This is a genomic window from Actinorectispora metalli, from assembly GCF_056323685.1.
In genome coordinates this window covers 3,253,356-3,271,486 of record NZ_JBREYE010000001.1, presented here as the reverse complement: position 1 = coordinate 3,271,486, position 18,131 = coordinate 3,253,356, and the positions used below count along the sequence as shown (strand labels likewise).

General features: G+C 68.7%; 16 protein-coding genes. 6 read left to right on the top strand and 10 right to left on the bottom strand.

The window, feature by feature from the left end:
• Positions 1–77 precede the first annotated feature (77 nt).
• Genes ACU6XJ_RS15355 through rfaE2 form a run of 3 tightly spaced genes read right to left on the bottom strand, consistent with a single transcriptional unit; the run spans position 78 to position 3,160 of the window.
• Positions 78–1,046 carry a TIGR03557 family F420-dependent LLM class oxidoreductase gene (locus ACU6XJ_RS15355; protein WP_476311475.1) on the bottom strand — a complete coding sequence of 323 codons (969 nt, stop codon included), beginning with the start codon at positions 1,044–1,046 and terminating at the stop codon, positions 78–80.
• 19 nt (positions 1,047–1,065) lie between these two features.
• Positions 1,066–1,623, bottom strand: a complete 558-nt coding sequence (locus ACU6XJ_RS15350; RefSeq protein WP_476311473.1) for a glycosyltransferase family 2 protein — start codon at positions 1,621–1,623, stop codon at positions 1,066–1,068.
• 28 nt (positions 1,624–1,651) lie between these two features.
• Entirely contained in the window at positions 1,652–3,160 is a 1,509-nt protein-coding gene (gene rfaE2 / locus ACU6XJ_RS15345) for a D-glycero-beta-D-manno-heptose 1-phosphate adenylyltransferase (protein WP_476311472.1), read from the bottom strand.
• Positions 3,161–3,386: 226 nt separating this feature from the next.
• On the opposite strand from rfaE2, the gene ACU6XJ_RS15340 reads away from it, so the two are divergent.
• A complete protein-coding gene (locus ACU6XJ_RS15340; RefSeq protein ID WP_476314036.1) occupies positions 3,387–3,803 on the top strand; it encodes an STAS domain-containing protein in 417 nt (138 codons plus the stop codon).
• On the opposite strand, the gene ACU6XJ_RS15335 is transcribed toward ACU6XJ_RS15340, so the two are convergent.
• Complete coding sequence (locus tag ACU6XJ_RS15335; RefSeq protein ID WP_476311469.1) at positions 3,804–5,216, bottom strand: aldehyde dehydrogenase family protein; 1,413 nt, start codon at positions 5,214–5,216, stop codon at positions 3,804–3,806.
• Positions 5,217–5,330: 114 nt separating this feature from the next.
• On the opposite strand from ACU6XJ_RS15335, the gene ACU6XJ_RS15330 reads away from it, so the two are divergent.
• From ACU6XJ_RS15330 to ACU6XJ_RS15315, 4 genes are all read left to right on the top strand, one after another.
• A complete protein-coding gene (locus tag ACU6XJ_RS15330) occupies positions 5,331–6,425 on the top strand; it encodes a glycosyltransferase family 9 protein (protein WP_476311467.1) in 1,095 nt (364 codons plus the stop codon).
• On the top strand, positions 6,391–6,792 hold the full coding sequence (locus ACU6XJ_RS15325) for a ChaB family protein (RefSeq protein ID WP_476311464.1): 402 nt from the start codon (positions 6,391–6,393) through the stop codon (positions 6,790–6,792). The genes ACU6XJ_RS15330 and ACU6XJ_RS15325 overlap by 35 nt, the downstream gene beginning before the upstream one ends.
• A gap of 152 nt (positions 6,793–6,944) precedes the next feature.
• Positions 6,945–8,168, top strand: coding sequence for an acetyl-CoA C-acetyltransferase (locus tag ACU6XJ_RS15320; RefSeq protein WP_476311461.1), 1,224 nt, complete (start codon positions 6,945–6,947; stop codon positions 8,166–8,168).
• Positions 8,169–8,173: 5 nt separating this feature from the next.
• A complete protein-coding gene (locus tag ACU6XJ_RS15315; protein WP_476311459.1) occupies positions 8,174–10,402 on the top strand; it encodes a 3-hydroxyacyl-CoA dehydrogenase NAD-binding domain-containing protein in 2,229 nt (742 codons plus the stop codon).
• Positions 10,403–10,615: 213 nt separating this feature from the next.
• On the opposite strand, the gene ACU6XJ_RS15310 is transcribed toward ACU6XJ_RS15315, so the two are convergent.
• From ACU6XJ_RS15310 to ACU6XJ_RS15295, 4 genes are read right to left on the bottom strand one after another with little or no spacing between them, the layout of a single operon-like run.
• Positions 10,616–10,987 carry a hypothetical protein gene (locus ACU6XJ_RS15310; protein WP_476311457.1) on the bottom strand — a complete coding sequence of 124 codons (372 nt, stop codon included), beginning with the start codon at positions 10,985–10,987 and terminating at the stop codon, positions 10,616–10,618.
• Between the two features lie 2 nt (positions 10,988–10,989).
• On the bottom strand, positions 10,990–11,622 hold the full coding sequence (locus ACU6XJ_RS15305) for a hypothetical protein (protein ID WP_476311455.1): 633 nt from the start codon (positions 11,620–11,622) through the stop codon (positions 10,990–10,992).
• Positions 11,623–11,640: 18 nt separating this feature from the next.
• Complete coding sequence (locus tag ACU6XJ_RS15300; protein ID WP_476311453.1) at positions 11,641–11,835, bottom strand: DUF397 domain-containing protein; 195 nt, start codon at positions 11,833–11,835, stop codon at positions 11,641–11,643.
• Positions 11,780–12,691, bottom strand: coding sequence for a helix-turn-helix domain-containing protein (locus ACU6XJ_RS15295; protein WP_476311450.1), 912 nt, complete (start codon positions 12,689–12,691; stop codon positions 11,780–11,782). Before ACU6XJ_RS15295 ends, ACU6XJ_RS15300 begins: the two co-directional genes overlap by 56 nt.
• Positions 12,692–13,052: 361 nt before the next feature.
• Between ACU6XJ_RS15295 and ACU6XJ_RS15290 the strand changes: the two genes are divergently transcribed.
• Entirely contained in the window at positions 13,053–13,967 is a 915-nt protein-coding gene (locus ACU6XJ_RS15290) for a sulfite exporter TauE/SafE family protein (protein WP_476311447.1), read from the top strand.
• A gap of 68 nt (positions 13,968–14,035) precedes the next feature.
• Here ACU6XJ_RS15290 and ACU6XJ_RS15285 read toward each other — a convergent pair whose 3' ends face one another.
• Positions 14,036–14,323, bottom strand: a complete 288-nt coding sequence (locus ACU6XJ_RS15285; RefSeq protein WP_476311445.1) for a hypothetical protein — start codon at positions 14,321–14,323, stop codon at positions 14,036–14,038.
• 405 nt (positions 14,324–14,728) lie between these two features.
• Positions 14,729–17,866 carry a hypothetical protein gene (locus ACU6XJ_RS15280; RefSeq protein ID WP_476311442.1) on the bottom strand — a complete coding sequence of 1,046 codons (3,138 nt, stop codon included), beginning with the start codon at positions 17,864–17,866 and terminating at the stop codon, positions 14,729–14,731.
• Between the last annotated feature and the right edge of the window lie 265 nt (positions 17,867–18,131).

The following is an 18,131-nucleotide window of genomic DNA, read 5'->3' as shown; positions in this document are numbered from 1 at the left end:
TGACGAATCTCCCCCGAAACACAGCATCCCGCACCGCTCTGCCGGAACCGGCACAGGGGGCGCTGAATGATCACAGCTCATCCCACGGCGGCGGGTTCCGTCACCTTGGGGAGGATGTCACGGGACCAGGCTTCGAAGAACTGGTCCTGATCTGGTGCGATCTGGGCGACATACACTTCGTCGTAGCCCGCGTCCAGATATTCGCGCAGTGCCTTGAGATGATCTTCCATGTCCGGGCCGCAGGGCATGGACTTGGCGAGCATCTCCTTGGTGACCAATTCGGACGCCTGCTCGAAATGCCGCGGAACCGGCAATACCTGGGACAGTTCACCGGGCAGCCCCGAGTTCGGCCACAGCCGGTGCAGTGTGTCCACACCCTGTTCGCGGGTGGGCGCCCAGCAGACCTTCATACCCGCCTGCGCCGGGCCGCGGCCGCCCTGCGCGCGGTAGGACTTGAGCAGGTCGGCGTCGGGCGTGGTGGTGATGTAGCCGTCGGCGACCCGCGCGGCCAGCTTCATCGCCTTCGGGCCGAAGGCGGAGACGTAGATCGGCACCGGCCGGTCCGGCAGCGTGTAGATCCGCGCGGTGTCCACCGTGTAGTACTCGCCGTCGAAGCTGGTCTGCCGTCCCTCGTGCAGCAGCCTGATCAGCTCGATGGCCTCCTCCAGCATCTCCAGCCGCACGTCGGCGGTGGGCCAGGCATCGCCGAGGATGTGCTCGTTGAGCGCCTCGCCGCTGCCGACGCCCAGCACGAAGCGGTTGTCGCACTGGACGGCCGCGGTCGCCGCGGCCTGCGCGATGATCGCCGGGTGGATGCGCACGGTCGGACAGGTCACCGCGGTGGTGATGGGCAGGTCGACGGCCTCGGACAACGCGCCGATCACCGACCACACGAACGGGCTGTTGCCCTGCTGGTCGTTCCACGGGTGGAAATGGTCGGAGATCCACAGCCTGGTGAAGCCCGCCTCCTTGGCGGCCTTGGCCTGCCGGACCAGTTCCTTCGGCCCGAACTCCTCGCATGACAGGAAGTAACCGATCTCAGCCATGCGCTGGGGGTACCCGCTTTCACCTGTCGAGAACGTCGGTGACCTCGACCGTGCGGTCCGGCACCGTCGTCGGTGCCTCCAGGTGCACCGCGCCGCTGGGCAGGATGCCCGCGCCGCCGTGACGGGCCATCACCTCCCACTGCGCGGCCACGTCCTCGCCCGCGTGCTCCGGCGGCAGTTCGGACCAGAAGTCGAAGCCGCCGCAGTCGATCAGTGCCAGTCGGTCGTAGAGCACGCAGCCGCCGACCCAGGCGACCTTGTACGCCCGCCATTCGCCGGACCGCAGCTTCGGCCGTCCCACTCCTCGAACGGGGCGAGTTCCGCGGGCCGCGCTCTGCGCCGGCAGGAACGCGCGGTGCTCGGCCAAGCCGCGGCGCGGCAGGTGCTGCAGGTGCCGCACCGGTACGCCCCGCACCTCCAGGGTGCGGATCATGGCCTTGGCCGCGGCCGTGTCGAACCCGGCCGCCGTGTCGCTCTGATCGCTGATCAGCACCTGGAAGCGGGGGAACCGCTGGGCGGCGAGCCCGGCCGGCGTGGTGGCCAGTTCGACCGGGCGGTCGCAGGTGGGGATCAGCACCTCTACTCGGGAAATTCGGGCTGCTCTGTCACCGCCGCTCCCCCGTGCCCGCCGAGCCGCGGATACGTTCGATCAGTGCCGTCGTGGAGACGTCCGGCAGGTAGTCCAGGATGCGCACCTCGCCGCCCGCGGCCTCCACCACGGGTGTCTCCGGCAGCATCTCCGGGGTGTAGTCGCCGCCCTTGGCGTAGCAGTCGGGCCGCAGCCGCTCGATGAGCTTCACCGGGGTCGGCTCCTCGAAGACCGTCACATGGTCGACGCAGCTCAGCGCGGCGAGCACGGCGGCGCGGTCGCCCATGGTGTTGACCGGCCGGTCCTCGCCTTTGAGCTTGCGCACGCTGTCGTCGGAGTTGATCGCCACCACCAGCACATCGCCCAGCGCCTTGGCCTGGTTGAGGTAGCCGACGTGGCCGCGGTGCAGGACGTCGAAGCAGCCGTTGGTGAACACGATGCGGCGACCCGCCGCGCGGTGCTCGGTCACGATGCGGGCCAACTGGTCGTGGTCGAGGGCGGCGCCGCGGAAGGCGGACAACCGTTCGGCCAGCTGGGAGGTGGTGCACACCGAGGTGCCGGGGCGGTGCACCACCACGTCCGCGGCGGCCTGGGCCAGTTCGAGGCAGCCCGCAGGGCTCAGCCCGAACGCCGCGCCCAGCGTGAACGCGGCGACGAAGGTGTCGCCCGCGCCGGAGGCGTGGGCTTCCGGGGCGGGCCGCGCCCAGCTCCGGTGGTCGCCGGTGGGCTGCTGGCCCAGCAGCAACGCGCCCTCGGTGTCCATGGTGACCACCACCGCCTCCGCGCCGGTGGCCGCCAGCAGGGTCTCCCGGGCCTCTCGCAGCGCGGCGACCCGGCTGCTCCCGTCCTCCGGGAGCGAGGAGCCGATCAACGCCGCGGCCTCCGCGGTGTTGGGGGTGACCACATCGGGCCGGATGCCCTGCCACGGACGCAGGTCGTGAGCGTCCACCACCAGCAGCGGCAGCCGGTCGCGGAGTTCGGTGAGCGCGTCGACCAGCTCCTCCGACAACACGCCGAGGCCGTAGTCACAGACCAGCACGGCGTCCGCCCGTTCGGCCTGTTCCCGCACCATGTCCACCAGCCTGCGAGTGGTGGAGGGCCGCAGTCCGCAGCCGTCGCCCTCGTCGAAGCGGGCCAACAGCACGTCGTCGGCGACGAGGCGGCGCTTGGCCACGGTGCGCTTGCCCGTTTCCATCACGACGCCCTCGGTGCCGACGCCGGCTTGGGCGAGATCACGCAGCAGTTCGGCGCCGTCGGGGTCGTCGCCGACCACCGACACCATGCAGGTCTGGGCGCCCAGCGCGGCCAGGTTCGCCGCGGTGTTCGCCGACCCACCGGGTGTGGCCCAGCTGTGCGTCACTTCGATCACAGGGGCGGGCGCCTCCCTGGCCAGCCGATGGCAGCGGCCGGAAAGCCAGCCGTCCAGAATCGCATCGCCGATCACCAGCACCCGCAGACCCGCCGCGGCCAGGTCCGATGGCAGTTGCGCGTGCAGTTCGTCGGCGGAGAGTTCCCGGGTTCGCACGATCCACCTCCAGTTGACGGCAGGCGAGCCGCCACTGCTGAGGTGCCCTGTGCGGGGCGTGGCAAACCCGGCGACGCGGGGCTGCGGTTGTCGACGCTCGGTGTGGTCCGTACGGTGGGTCACGCAGGCGGCGAGCTCCAAACGGCGACCTGGACGCCATATCATGATCGACCACAGGGTGTCGTTCCGACGACACCGGAGTGGATGCTCAGGAGGACCTGTGACGATGCCTGACCCCGGGATCGCAGTGCCGGCGAAGCAGAACGACACCGCGGCGCAGGCCGAGCAGGAGATCGAGGTGCGTGCTCGGCGGCTTGACGGTGACATCGTGGTGCTCGAGGTCGAGGGCGAGGTCGACATGCTGACCGCGCCGGTCCTCCGGCAGCATCTCGCCGACGAGTTGGATGGCGCCGAGTGCGCAGGCCTGGTGCTGGATCTGAGCAAGGTCGGGTTCCTCGGCTCGAGCGGCCTTTCGGTGCTGGTCGAGGGCGCGCGGCTGGCTCAGCAGAAGGACGCGACCTTCCACCTGGTGTGCAGCAACCGCTCGGTGATCCGCCCGCTGACCGCGACCGGCCTCTCCGATGTGTTCAGCACGCACGCCACCCTGGAGGAAGCGACCGCGGCGGTGGGCACCGGCACCTGATCAGCCCGGTTGACCGAGGTGAACGGCCTTGGTCTGGGTGAACTCGTCCAGTAGCTCCGGGCCGTACCCGTAACCCGCGCCGCTGCCGCGCCGAGGGTGGGCCGCTCCGCCGGGAGCCCCGCCGAACACGTGGTTGATCTTCACCGTGCCCACGGGCAGTTCCCGCCAGGCACGTTGGGCGTGGTCGAGTGAGGCCGTGAGCACGGTCGCGGCCAGCCCGTAGCTGCCCTCCGCGGCCTCGGCGAGGCCCTGGTCGAAGTCGGCGACCACCCGCACGGGGGCGACCGGCCCGAAGACCTCCTCCGCCATCACGGCCATCCGCTGCGTGCAGTCGGTCAACACGGTGGCGGGGTAGCACGCGCCCGCACCGTGCGGGACGCAGCCGCCGGTGAGCAGCGTCGCGCCCGCGGCGACCGCCTGCTCGACCTTGGCGTGCACCTGGTGTCGCAGCGTGCGGTCCACCAGCGGCCCCAACTCGATCTGGTCCTCCCGCTCGGGGAGGCTGACCCGGCAGCGGGCCTGCCGGACGAGTTCGGTGAGGAACTGTTCGGCGACGGCTTGGTGCACGTAGATCCGCTCGACGGAGACACAGATCTGCCCGGCGTTGGTGAACGCGCCGATGGCGGCCTGCTCGGCGGCCCAGTCCGGGTTGACGTCGGCGTCGACCACCAAGGGGTCGTTGCCGCCGTTCTCCAGCAGCACCTTCGCGCCGGTGCGTGCGGCGGCGTGGGCGATGGACCGGCCGGTGCGGGTACTGCCGACGTGGGCGATCACGTCCAGTCCCGGCTGCGCGGTGAGCGCGGCGCCGGTCTTGCCGTCGCCGGGCAGGTGCACGAGCACCCCGGCGGGCAGTCGGGCGGCGAGCAGTTCGGCGAAGCGGGCGCAGGAGAACGGGGAGCGTTCGCTCGGCTTGTAGACCACGGTGTTGCCGGTGATCAGCGCCGCGCCGAGCAGGCCCGCCGAGACGGCGATGGGGTCGTTCCACGGCGTCAGCACGGCCGCCACCCCGCGCGGCTCGGGGACCATGAAGTCGGCGGCGCCCCAATTGCCCATCAGCGTGCGCCCGCCGCGGACCGGGCCAAGCTCGGCGTACTGCTCCAGGGTGCCCGCGCCCGCCTCGATGCCGCCCTCGCATTCGCCAAGCGGCCTGCCGGTCTCCTCGTGGTTCAGCGCGGCCAGCCGGGACAGGTCGGCGCGGACGTCTGCCGCTGCCCTGCGCAGCATGCCCGCACGCTCGGCGGATGGCGTCCTGGCCCAGGCGTGCGCCGCGGAGCGGGCCAAGGCGACGGCGGCCGCGGCCTCGTCGGCGTCGGCGATGTGCGTCCAGCCGACCACGCTGCCGTCCAGCGGGTTGTCCTTCCGCAGTCGCAGGTCGTCCGCCAACTCGCTGCGCACTGCCTCGCCGATGCTCACCGAAAAGCCTCCCCGTCGCGTCTTCGTACCCGGCGATTACCCCGGCACCGGCCGCATCACACGGTTTCTCGGCAGGCGGCCGAGGGAACTCCGCAAGCTGAGGAGGTCGATCACGTGATCACACGGCAGCGCAGGCTGGACAACCTGTCCCGGATGGCTGTGTTGCGGGCAGGCGGTATCGGCGACCTGCTGTTCGCCCTGCCCGCGCTGGAGTCGCTGCGCGCGACCTATCCCGCCGCGGAGATCACCCTGTTGACCAGCAGCGCGCACTGCGACCTGCTCGCGGGTCGGCCAATGCCGGTCGACTCTGTGGTGGAGTTGCCGCCGCTGGAGGGCATCAGCGAGTCCTCGGGGGCCTCGCCAGAGGCATTCGAGTCCTGGCGGTCCGCCGCGAGACTGGACCTGGCGGTGCAGTTGCACGGCGGTGGCCGCTACGCCAATCCGTTCGTGCTCTCGCTTGGCGCGTGGTGCACCGTGGGCGCCCGCACTCCGGACGCGGTGGAGTTGGACCGCTGGCTGCCGTTCCAGTACTTCCAGCACGAGACGCTGCGGATGCTGGAGATCGTCGGCTTGGTCGGCTGCCCGCCCGCCGCGGTGACGCCCCGGCTGGCCACGATCCCCGCCGATCACACCGCGGCCTCGTCGGTGCTGCACGCGGTGACCGGCCCGCTGGTGGTGCTGCACCCCGGCGCGCGGGACGCCCGGCGCCGTTGGCCCGCGGAGAACTTCGCCGCGGTCGCGGCGGACGCCGCCGAGGCCGGTGCCACCGTGTTGGTGCTCGGCGACGAGGACGACTTGGTCTCCCGGGTGGTGTCTTTGGCCGATTCCGACGCGGTGCGTCCGGTGGGTGACCTGTCCCTGCGCGGGTTGGTCGGTTTGCTCGCCGCCGCCGACGTGCTGGTGGGCAACGACAGCGGGCCGCGTCACCTCGCCGAGGCCGTCGGCACCCCGACGGTCAGCGTGTTCTGGTGCGGCAACGTGATCAACTGCGGGCCGATCGGCAGGCTCACCAACCGGGTGCATATCGGCTGGACGGTGCAGTGCCCGCACTGCGGCGTGCACTTCACCGACCCGGTCGCCCAACACGACTGCGTACACGAGGTGTCCGTGGTGGCCGACGTTCCGGTGGAACCGGTGGCCGCGGACGTGCGTGAACTACTCAAGGAGGCAGACCATGCCCGGCAGGCAGGAACTCCCTTCCACCGTTGAGCGCTCCTCGGCGAAGGCCCAGCGGACCTGGATCAAGGCCCACGATTCCGCCGTCGAGACCTACGGCGAGGGCGAGCGCGCCCACCGCACCGCGTTCTCGGCGTTGAAGCACTCGTTCGAGAAGGTCGGCGACCACTGGGAGGCCAAGAAAGAGAAAGGCCCCTCGGACAAGCAGGCCGCGCGCAGCTACCGCCAAGGCGAGTCGAACACCGCGGGCGGTGTCGACGCCAACGCCACCAAGAAGCACCTGTATGAGATCGCGGGCAAGCTCGACATCCCCGGCCGCTCCACGATGACCAAGGACGAACTGGTCCGCGCCATCGAGCGCGCCAACGCCCGCCAAACCCGCCAAGCCCGCGAACGCTGACCGCCAAACCCGGACTGGTGTCCGGAGTCCGATAAAAATCGGGTGAGATCTTTGACTTAGGACACTAAGTCCGCGAAAGGGGCGGGGTAGCTACCCATCGGTAACTGTGACAGTATTTGTGTCACGTCCTTTGATGGAGGTGGCACACGATCATGGCTGGCGCAGCTGCCGAGGCCTTTGTATACGAGGCGATACGTACCCCCCGAGGTCGCGGGAAAGCGACCGGATCCCTGCACAGCGTCAAGCCGATCTCGCTGGTCACCGGCCTGATCGACGAGCTGCGCAGGCGCAACGATGAGCTGGACCCCGCTCTGATCGACGATGTCGTGATGGGCATCGTCTCGCCCATCGGCGATCAGGGCTCGGTGCTGCCCAAGACGGCCGCGCTGGCCGCGGGCCTGCCCCACACGGTGGCGGGTGTGCAGTTGGACCGCTTCTGCGCCTCCGGCTTGGAGGCCGTGAACACCGCGGCGCAGAAGATCCGCTCCGGCTGGGAGGACCTGATCATCGCGGGCGGCGTCGAGTCGATGTCGCGCGTGCCGATGGGTTCCGACGGCGGCGCGTGGGCGATGGACCCCGAGACCAGCTTCGGCACCTCGTTCGTGCCGCAGGGCATCGGCGCGGACCTGATCGCCACCATCGAGGGTTACTCCCGCGAGGACGTCGACTCCTTCGCGCTGGAGTCGCAGACCCGCGCCGCGAAGGCCTGGGCCGACGGCCGCTTCACCCGCTCCGTGGTGCCGGTGAAGGACCGCAACGGGCTGGTCGTGCTGGACCGTGACGAGCACATCCGCCCCGGTTCCACCCTGGATGGCCTCGGCGCGCTGCCCGCCTCGTTCGCCGCCATCGGCGACGCGGGCGGCTTCGACGCGGTTGCGTTGCAGAAGTACCACTGGGTGGAGCGCATCGAGCACGTGCACACCGCGGGCAACTCCTCCGGCATCGTGGACGGCGCCGCGCTGGTGCTGATCGGCAGCGAGGAGGCCGGCCGCCAGGGCGGGCTGACCCCGCGCGGCCGCATTCTGGGCACCGCGGTGACCGGCTCCGAGCCGACGATCATGCTCACCGGCCCCGCGCCCGCCGCGGAGAAGGCGCTGGCCAAGGCGGGCCTGACCATCGACCAGATCGACCTGGTGGAGATCAACGAGGCGTTCGCCGCGGTCGTGCTGCGCTTCATGCGGGAGCTGAACCTGCCGCACGAGAAGGTCAACGTCAACGGCGGCGCGATCGCCATGGGCCACCCGCTGGGTGCGACCGGCGCCATGCTCGTCGGCACCGTGCTGGATGAGCTGGAGCGCCGCGGTGAGCGCTACGGCCTCATCGCGCTGTGCGTCGGCGGCGGCATGGGCATCGCGACGGTCGTCGAGAGGCTGTGAGAGGGATGAGCGAGAACATGATCCGCTGGGAGCGCGACGCCGACGGCATCGTCGTCCTGACCATGGACGACCCTGGCAGCAGCGCGAACACCATGAACGAGACCTACACCAGGGCGATGGGCGAGACCATCGACCGCCTGGAGTCCGAGAAGGACTCCGTCACGGGTGTAGTGGTCACCAGCGCCAAGAAGACCTTCTTCGCGGGCGGCAACCTCACCACGCTGCTGTCCGCCCGCCGCGAGCAGGCCGCCGAGTTCCTCGCGGGCATCACCGAGATCAAGGCGCAGCTTCGCCGCCTGGAGAAGCTCGGCAAGCCCGTGGTCGCGGCCCTGAACGGCACCGCGCTGGGCGGCGGCTTCGAGATCGCGCTGTCCTGTCACCACCGGGTGGCGCTGGACTCCGCAGCCGCCCCCGACGCCCGCTTCGGCCTGCCCGAGGTCACCCTCGGCCTGCTGCCCGGCGCAGGCGGCGTGACCCGCACCGTTCGCCGTCTGGGCATCGCCGACGCGGTGATGAAGGTGCTGGCCCAGGGTCCGCGGATGAAGGTCGAGCAGGTAGTCGAACTCGGCCTGATCGAAGAGCTCGCGTCCTCGACCGACGAGCTGCTGGCCAAGGCCAAGGCGTGGATCAAGGCCAATCCGGAGCCGGTGCAGCCGTGGGACGTCAAGGGCTACAAGATCCCCGGCGGCACCCCGTCCAGCCCGAAGCTGGCGATGATGCTGCCCGCGTTCCCGTCGAACCTGCGCAAGCAGCTCAAGGGCGCCCCCTACCCGGCCCCGCACCACATCCTGTGCGCCGCGGTCGAGGGCACCCAGGTCGACTTCGACACCGCGCTGCTCATCGAAAGCCGCTACCTGACCGACCTCGCGACCGGTCAGACCTCGAAGAACATGACCAAGGCGTTCTTCTTCGACCTCCAGTACATCAACGGCGGCGGCAGCCGTCCCGACGGTGTGGAGAAGTACACGGCCAAGAAGGTCGCCGTGCTCGGCGCGGGCATGATGGGCGCGGGCATTGCCTACGTGTGCGCCCGCAACGGCATTGAGGTCGTGCTGAAGGACGTCTCGGCGGAGGCGGCCGAGAAGGGCAAGAACTACTCGGTCAAGATCCTGGACAAGCAGCTGGCCAAGGGCCGCATCAGCCAGGAGAAGCGCGACGAGGTGCTGGCGCGGATCACCCCCACCGGCGACCCCGCGGACCTGGCCGGGGCGGACCTGATCATCGAAGCGGTCTTCGAGGACCCCGCGCTGAAGAAGAAGGTCTTCAACGAGGCCGAGGCGGTCGTCAACCCCGACGCCCTCCTGTGCAGCAACACGTCCACGCTGCCGATCACCCTCCTCGCCGAGGGCGTAGGCCGCCCGCGTGACTTCGTCGGCCTGCACTTCTTCTCCCCCGTGGACAAGATGCCGCTGGTGGAGATCATCCGCGGCGAGCAGACCAGCGACGAGGCCCTGGCCAAGGCGTTCGACGTGGTGCTCAAGATCAAGAAGACGCCGATCGTGGTCAACGACAGCCGCGGCTTCTTCACCAGCCGCGTGATCGGCACCTTTATCAGCGAAGGCGTGGCCATGCTGGCGGAGGGCATCGACCCGTCCACCATCGAGCAGGCCAGCCTCCAGGCGGGCTACCCGGCGCCGGTCTTGCAGCTGCTGGACGAGCTCACCCTGACGCTGCCCCGCAAGATCCGCGAGGAGACCAAGCGCGCGATCGAGGCCGCGGGCGGCGTGTGGCCCGCCCACCCGGCCGAGCCGGTGATCGACCGCATGATCGACGAGTTCGGCCGCAAGGGCAGGTCTTCGGGCGCGGGCTTCTACGAGTATGAGGACGGCAAGCGCACCGGTCTGTGGCCGGGCCTGCGCGAGCACTTCACCAAGCAGGTAGAGCACGTGCCGGGTGACGCGGAGCTGATCGAACTCGAGGAGCGCATGCTCTTCATCGAGTCCCTCGAAACGATCCGCTGCGTCGAAGAAGGCGTGCTCACGTCGGTGGCGGATGCCAACATCGGCTCCATCTTCGGCATCGGCTTCCCGGCCTGGACCGGCGGCGTGATCCAGTACATGCACGGCTATGCGGGCGGACTCACCGGCTTCGTAGCCCGCGCCAAGGAGCTGGCGGACCGCTACGGCGACCGCTTCGCTCCTCCGAAGCTGCTGGTGGAAACCGCTGAACGCGGCGAGCTCTTCACCTTCGGCGAGCCCGACGAGAAGATCGTGCGCTTGGCGGCGAACTCCTGATATCCCCGCGGGCGTGGCCTCCCCCGAAAGGCCACGCCCGCGGACCAGGCTTTACAAGGGTGTAAACCGCTAGCGTCGAAATGCGCAGGGCACCAGCTCTGCGAAGTGACCCCGGCAGCCCACCGGACGGTGGGTGGGCCAGGTTCGCGCACTTCAGATTCATCTGAAGCCCCGCGGGGCGTGGCCTTCCCCCGACAGGCCGCGCCCCGCGGTTCAGTCCCGCCGCAAGTTGCTCAGCTCGTTGTCGTGATCAGTGACCTCCGCGATGAGCTCCTCGGGGACATCGAACCAACAGATGTCGCCGAGCGAAGGTTCGACGTTGTTCCGCAGCATTGCGGCAACCTCGTCCCTGATCTTGGCGACGGACTCCTCCGGACTGGATTCCCACGGCTCGAAGCCGTCGTCGCCGACCCAGCCGGGGATCAAGACTCCCTGACGAACGAAATCGTCAGCGGCCTCGACGGCTCGTTGAATGAGGTTCTCGGGGTCACCGGTCACTTCGTGGATCATGTCTGCGAGTTCCGCGAAGTAGATCCAGTCGTCCGAGACGGCCTCGATAACGCGGATCCGCAGCTCATCCAACATGTTCAGTCACATCTCTCTGGATCGACATGGATCTTCAGCTTGAAGCGCGGTCGAGCCCTGACGTCGACGGTCGGATACGGCGACGTTCTGGACTTCATTCGATAGCCAACCGTAGTCCCATCAGGCAACAGGAATAAGCGTCCGTGGTAGCGCGGGTTGTCCAGTTCCTTGGCGCCCACGACCAGGGCGTTGAACAGCGAGTCCAGTTCTCCGACGGAGGCCACAATGCGGATCGGAGAGCCGCTCGGACGGCCTGACTCAAGGCCGATGCTGTGCCCTCGGTCTCGGGCATGTTCTGCGGCCGACTTTCCTCGCCACCGGCCGGTGGTCGGTTGCTTCGGGCTATCAGGAGCGACGGCCGCTTGCCGCTGGTCCCTCGTGGGGGCGCCCACCTTCTCGTGCAGATAAGTATCGACACGCTCACGACCAGCGCGGAGGCGCTCGCCAAGCTCGATGATTTCTTCACGGAGCTTCGCCCAATGCGCGGCCACGATCATGAGATCGTCGGCTCCACGTGCCGATTCGGTCAGGGCGTCGACCGCTTGGCCAAGGGCCTCGGCCGCATTGCTCAGGGCATCGATGGGCAGTAGCTCGAGCGCCGCTCTGACGCTGACAGCGACCTCCCCAACCGACACACCGTCAGCTTGGCACGCCTACGGCTCTGCCTTCACGTGCTTCAGCAGATGAGTGAAGCCTGTCGTCGTGAACGCCAGGACCGGGCCTGCCGGGTTCTTGGAGTCGCGGACCAAGACGCACTCACTGGTGCGGGCTACCTCGACGCAGTCCGTGTGATCATGGCAACGGGTGCTCTTTCTCCAAGCAACCGCAGCATTTTCGGCGTCGATCATCGCGACTCTCTCCTGCTCCAGCCTCTGAAGCGAGCCAGGTGACGAAGTCTCTCGACTCTTCCACACTAAGCGCTACCTGGTCCAGAGCAGAGATGATCTTGTGGAAGGCCTCTATCTCGTTGTCGTCCTCCATGAAGAGACTCGAGATGCCGTTCTCGGTGTACGCGATCGAGGGCAAGTCGACGTACTCGAACAGCTGGAAGCTACCGCCCTGAGCCGGGTATTCGTCGATGTCGGTCGGTACGACCCGAAGCTCGATGTAGCGGCGAACTGCCAGTTGAAGCAGGTGGTGTAGCTGTTCCGAACGCACCGTCGCGCCACCGATCGGCAGTCGAAGTGCCTGCTCGTGCACGAAGAAGTAGCACTGTGGCGGGTGCGATCGCTCGAAGATCTCCTGCCTCTTCACGCGGACGTCAATCCGACGGGCACGCTCCGAAAGCGCCATGAGCGGACATGACTCGATCAGCGCCTTCACGTAGGAGTGTGTTTGCAGCAAACCCGGCACCAGGTTCGGCTCGAAGTCATAGATGACAGCGGCGCTGTCCTCGTAGTCGATGAAGGCCTGGAAGTCTTCCGAAAAGTACGAGTCGTAGCGCTGCCACCAGCCGGGCTGGCGGGCCTCCTTGCAGAGCTTGAGAAGGGCCGCCCTTTCATCGCCGGTGATGTCGCACATCACCAGGACCGAGGCCACGTCCTCGTATATGGCAGGGCGCTTGCCCGACAGCAGGTGGCTGACCTTGGTCTCCGACCACTTCATCTTGCGGGCCACCGCCGAGTTGGAGACGTTGGCGTTCTTCAGCGCGTCGCGCAGGGCCGCGCCTAGCCTGCGTCCGCGCACCGTGGGTCTATCCGCCATGACCCATGAACCTAGAGGCAGCCGAGGGCGGTTCAGGGGGTTTGGGGGGATCATCCACCTATCGCGGCGGGCTTTGCCACCCGGTAAAGGGTCCATCCCGTGGGAAGTTTGTGGATGGGTATTGCAGCTTGGGGACATCCGGTTGACAGATCACCCCCCGGTGGGGCCTCATGGAGAGTATGTCCGTGGTTCGCTGGTTGCCGATGCTCGATGAGTTCTGGCCTACCCGGCGTTTCCACGCGTTTGACGAGTTCTGTCCGGTCGACTTCGTTCGCTAGCCGCGGCCGAGCCCTCGCGCTCCGTCACGGCCTGTGGTGCCGCCTCACCAATCGCGCCGATTTCGACTTACGGAGTGCCCACCGTGCCGGGTCTTGTTCTGCTGCTCTTATTCGGGTTCGCCGCCCAGCTTGTCGATGGCTCCCTTGGGATGGCCTATGGGGTCACCTGCACCACGTTGCTGGTGTTGGGCGGGCTGACGCCTGCGGTCGCGTCCGCCTCGGTCCATCTGTCCGAGGTGGGGACCACCCTCTTCTCCGGGCTGTCGCACTGGCGGTTCGGGAACATCCACTGGCCCGTCGTGCGGCGGCTGGCGCTGCCGGGCGCCGCGGGCGCCTTCCTCGGAGCGAGTGTGCTGGGGTCGCTCTCGACGGAGGCCGCGGCGCCTGTCACCGCCACCATTCTGGTGGTGATCGGCGGATACCTCGTCATCCGCTTCACGCGGCCGGGCGGGCTGAAGATGCGGGCGTTTCGGTTGCGCCGCAGGGAGGCCACGCCGCTCGGGCTGGTCGCCGGGTTCATCGACGCCAGTGGCGGCGGAGGCTGGGGTCCGCTGACCACCTCGACGCTGATGCTGCGGGGCGGGCTCAAGCCGCACCAGGTGGTCGGGTCGGTCGCGGCCACCGAGTTCCTGGTCGCCATCGCGGCCAGCGCCGGATTCCTGAACAGCATCGGGTCGGCGGGAATTCCGCTGGAGGTCGTGCTGCCGCTGCTGATCGGCGGGGCCATCGCGGCGCCGGTCGCGGCCTGGCTGGTGCGCAAACTGCGGTCCAACATCCTCGGCGCGGCGGTCGGATCGTTGCTGGTGCTGACCAACGCGCGGACACTGTTCAATGCCGCCGACGTTGGCACCACGCTGCGGGTGATCGTGTACGCGGCGATCGTCATCGGCGCCGTCACCGCCATCGTGTCCGCCTACCGGCGGGAAGCCAGGGAACTGGCCGCCGCTGCGGAAGCCGTTGTGCCGGAACTGGAAAAGCCCGCTGTCGCAACAAGCTGAACGTCCTTGAAACAACGCCGGGGCGCCGAACCAATTGGCTCGGCGCCCCGGGGTGTTTGAGTGGCAGCTCAGCCGTTGTGGCCGTGGTGGTCGCCGCCACCGCCGTTGTCGCCACCGGTGTGGTCGAGCAGCGGGGCGTTGACGCAGTTGTTGACCTCGGGGCTGTCGAGGTTGAGGATGCCGCCGATGACAGCAATGTCGTTACCACACAGCTGAATGTTGGCAACGTTCAGGTTGTTGTCGTTCGCGATGTTGATGCCGTCGTTGCCGTGAGAGTCGGCGAGAGCGGAACCGCCCAGAGCCACAACACCGGCAGCAGCGGCCAGAACCGCACCGGCGATACGTGCCTTGCGCACAGTTGCACCTTCCTTGGAATCTAATCTCGGGAAATCCCTCTTGCCCGCAGGGCGTGAAACTCCTTGGGCAGCCAGCAGTCTTCCGTATCCCGCGCACGCAATTTGCCAATTCGGGGGCCACAGCCGCAAGAGCACACCATAAGGTGACGAACGATCATCACAACAGGTTCGATTTTGCCCTGATTCTTGCTGGCAGTAGCCAGAATGACCACTCGCACGGACGAGTAGCGACACCAACGTCACATATTGTTCTCACCCTTTTGTGTGCGTAAACAAGTAGGCGCGGAAATGTCGCGCGAATAGCTTTCAGCCCGAGGTCTACTTACTTCCCGACCTCGGGCTGAAAGCGTATTCAGAATCACATCGGCAGCCGCGCGGTGCGCCGATGGGTAATGCGATTTTCGGCTAGGCGGAATCCTGCGTCTGCTTCACAGCGCCGGTTCCCTCGTCGCTGACCCGGTGGACGCCCGCGGTCATGGCGTCGAGAGCCATGCCCGCACCCCAAGTCATCATCTTGGCGGTGGTCACCACCGGCACCCGGTCGTCGTTGGGCAGCGCCTTGTCGACCCTGGGCAGACCCAGCGGCGGCTCCGCCTGCGAGCCACCGCTGACCGAATCGGTCACCGAGTTCTCGCCGCCGACCACCGGAATGGCCAAACCGTCCTGCAGCAGCGGCACACCGGGCTGACCGGTCGGGCTCGCGCCCGCCAGCTTCTGCACCGGCCCCCTGGCCACCTGGTTCGCGGTGTGGACGATCGCCTTCTGCACACTGTCGTGAGCCAGGACGCGCACCACACCCACGACCGGATGCGCGACATAGCCCTTGGTCACCGTCGTACCCACGGCCTCCTGGCCGACGGCCCGGCCGATCTGGTCCAGCGGGGAGACGATCACGGTGTGCGCCACCGAGGAGACCTGACCCTGCGCACCCTTGACCTCGGACTCCATGCCGACCTGACGGGAGACGTCCACGGCGACGTCACCTGCCGGTCCCGCGACCGAGTCGTCCAGTTCCACCGTGCCCAGGTCGGCGACCTTCTGCAGCAGGTCCTTGTTGACCTCGTCGACATGGGTGGTGTCACTCGCCGACGGGGTCGAGTTCGGCGAGACGTTGGTCAACTGCATGGCCTCGTCGGTGTTCGACGCAGGCAGGTCCGGCTCCGGCAGCTCTACCGCAGGCATCTCGGGCAGCTGAGGAGCCTCACCCAGTTCAGGAGCCTGGTCAAGCTGCGGCGCCTCGGGAAGCCCCAGGGCGCCTGCCATTTCCGGGACCTCGGTGTCCACGGGCAGCCCTGCGGGCTGCGGAACCTCGGCCAGGTCCGGCGCCTCGGTCACCGAGAGCACCTCGGACACCTGCGAGGGGTCCGACAGGTCCGGGTCGACGACCACGTGCGGCACCTGCGGCGCCTTGTGACCACCCGGGACCAGGTTGTCGGCGAGGTCGACGTCGGCACCGAGCGACAACGGCACATCGCCCTTGCTCAGCGACTTCGGGTCCACCTCCGGCACCGGAATCTCGTCGGCCAGGTCGACCTCGGCGCCGGTCTCCACCGGGATCTCGCCGCGGGCAATGCCGTTCGGGTCCGGGGCGGAGACCGAACTCAGCTTGTCCGCGCCCGGCAGGTGCTGGGTCTGGTGCGCGGGCACCACGTTGAGGTCGGTCGCCGGGATCTCGGGGGCCTTGGCGCGCGGCGCGCCCTCCTGGGCGGATGACAGCTTGCGCACCGAGTTCACCGTGGTCAGCGGGCCGATGTCGTTGCCGGGACCGAGCTTTTCGACCGCCTTCTCGCCGCTGAGCTCACTCGCCAACCGCTCGGCGGTCAGGGCATCGAGCGCCTTGCCGCTGCTGAGTTTGTCCATCGCGTGGGCCGGGTCGACCTTGGGCACCACACCGGAGCCGATGGTGCCGTTGGGCAGCACGTCGCTGCGCACCGGCGGCAGGCCCCCCATCGCGGGCACCAGCGGCGCGTCCGTTCGCGGCTGCGCGCCCCCGAACGGGAGCGTGTCGGTGCTCAGGGCACCCACACCCACCGCCTCCAGGCCCGGGATCTGCTGGGTGGGCGCGTTGGCCCCCACCAGTTCCGGCTCGTAGCCCGCGTTCTCGAACGCCGCGGGCATGTCCGGGCCGCCCCTGCCGACCGGGCCCGCGCCACCGCCGCCGAGGCCGGGCACGGGGAGGGGGAGGCCACCCGGAATCGGCAGGCCGTCAACCGGACCGCCACGGGCCGGGTCGGCGGGCAGCAGCGTGCCCGCCGGTCCGAGGTCGGGGGCACCGTCCTGGGACACGGCCTTCATCGCGGCGCCGGTGGAGACATCCGAACCGACCAGCCGGTGCAGGTGGCCGTCGAACTTCACACCGTCCTGCTTGGACAGCTCGGCGCCGGTGGGGAGTCCGGTGCCGACCGGCAGCATGCTCTCGCCGGGCAGGAAGGTGGCCGAGCTCTCCGGGCTGGGCTTGCCCTGCGCACCCGGCTGGCGGTTGATCTTCGATTCGATCGGACCACGCGTCATCTCGGAGTAGCGGTCGACGTCCTTCTTCGAACGCGCGCCGCCGGTACCGTCGCTCACGGTCTGGCCGTTGGTGGCACCGGCGAGACCGCCCGCGGCGGCGCTGCCGAGGCCGACCTTGCCGAGCACGCCGTCCAGCGGGCCGGAGCTGACGCCGGGCACGGCCTCGCCGCGCGGCTGGACCTCGGAGGGCACCATCTCGCCCACTCCGGGCATGCCGCCGACGTTGACCTGCTTGCTGGTGGGCAGCGCGGGGACCAGGGCTGCGACCTCGCGCTGGATGTCCTCCCACTGCGGCGCGGCAGGCGGGTTCTCCTCCGTGTAGCCGGAGACGCCGTAGGCGAGCTGGTGGGTCGCGCCGTGGCCTTCGGCGAGCAGCTCGTTGATGCCCTTGCGGACGGTCGGCAGTTCACGCAGGGGGGCGGCGACGACCTCGGTGAACTTCGACGCGGGGGTGCCGGTCGCGTTCTCGATCAGCTTGGTCGCGGAGGCGACCGGGCTGCGCAGGGGCTCGGCGTTGTAGCCCTCGACCGCGGTGAGCTCGAGGCCGGTGTCGGCACCGCTGACGCCGTTGTCACCGGGCTTGTGCGGCTTGGCGCCGAACTTGAGCAGCTCGCCGTTCGACTCGGGATCGGACAGGTCGCTGCCGATGGTGGGTCGGGCGTTCTTGACGTGCCCGAGAACGGCCGCTTCCTTCGCCGCGTTGGCCGCGATCTGCTGCGCGCCGGGTCCATTGATGACCTTGCCGGGCTCCGACAGGGGCTCGATGATCCGGTTCGGGGCTTCGGCCACCGACGCGCCGCCGGGGTTGGGCGCGGCCAGCGTGATGGCGCCCGCGGCGCACGGGACACTCGAACCCTTCGTCAGGTCACACAGCTCAATCGGCGTCTCCGCACCGAGGTCGCTGGGAGCCTCCGGAGCGGGAGCGTCCGCCGTATCGTGAGGGGACTGGGCCGCGGCTGCCGACGTACCTAGCGCAGCGACGCCAGCGGCAAGCACAGCTGCGTGCAGCGTGCGCTTGGTCCGGGTTCGCAATTGAATCTCCTCAGATCTGATCGTGGTCGTCCAAGCCCGGCCGTGGGTTTGTGCCGAGTCCCGGGGGATGAACCCGGCACTTGGCTCGAACGATGGGTCGAACCGTGTACTCACGTGTGTGGGCGCCGACGGCGCGGCCGTCTCGCTCTCCCTACTTCGTGGGCATCGGTAAGGGTAGGAGTGCCGGTTGACCTCAAAAGCGCATAACAGTCCTGTCGGGGGAACAAAACACCCTTAATAGTGATTCTCGACAGGTCGCCAACCG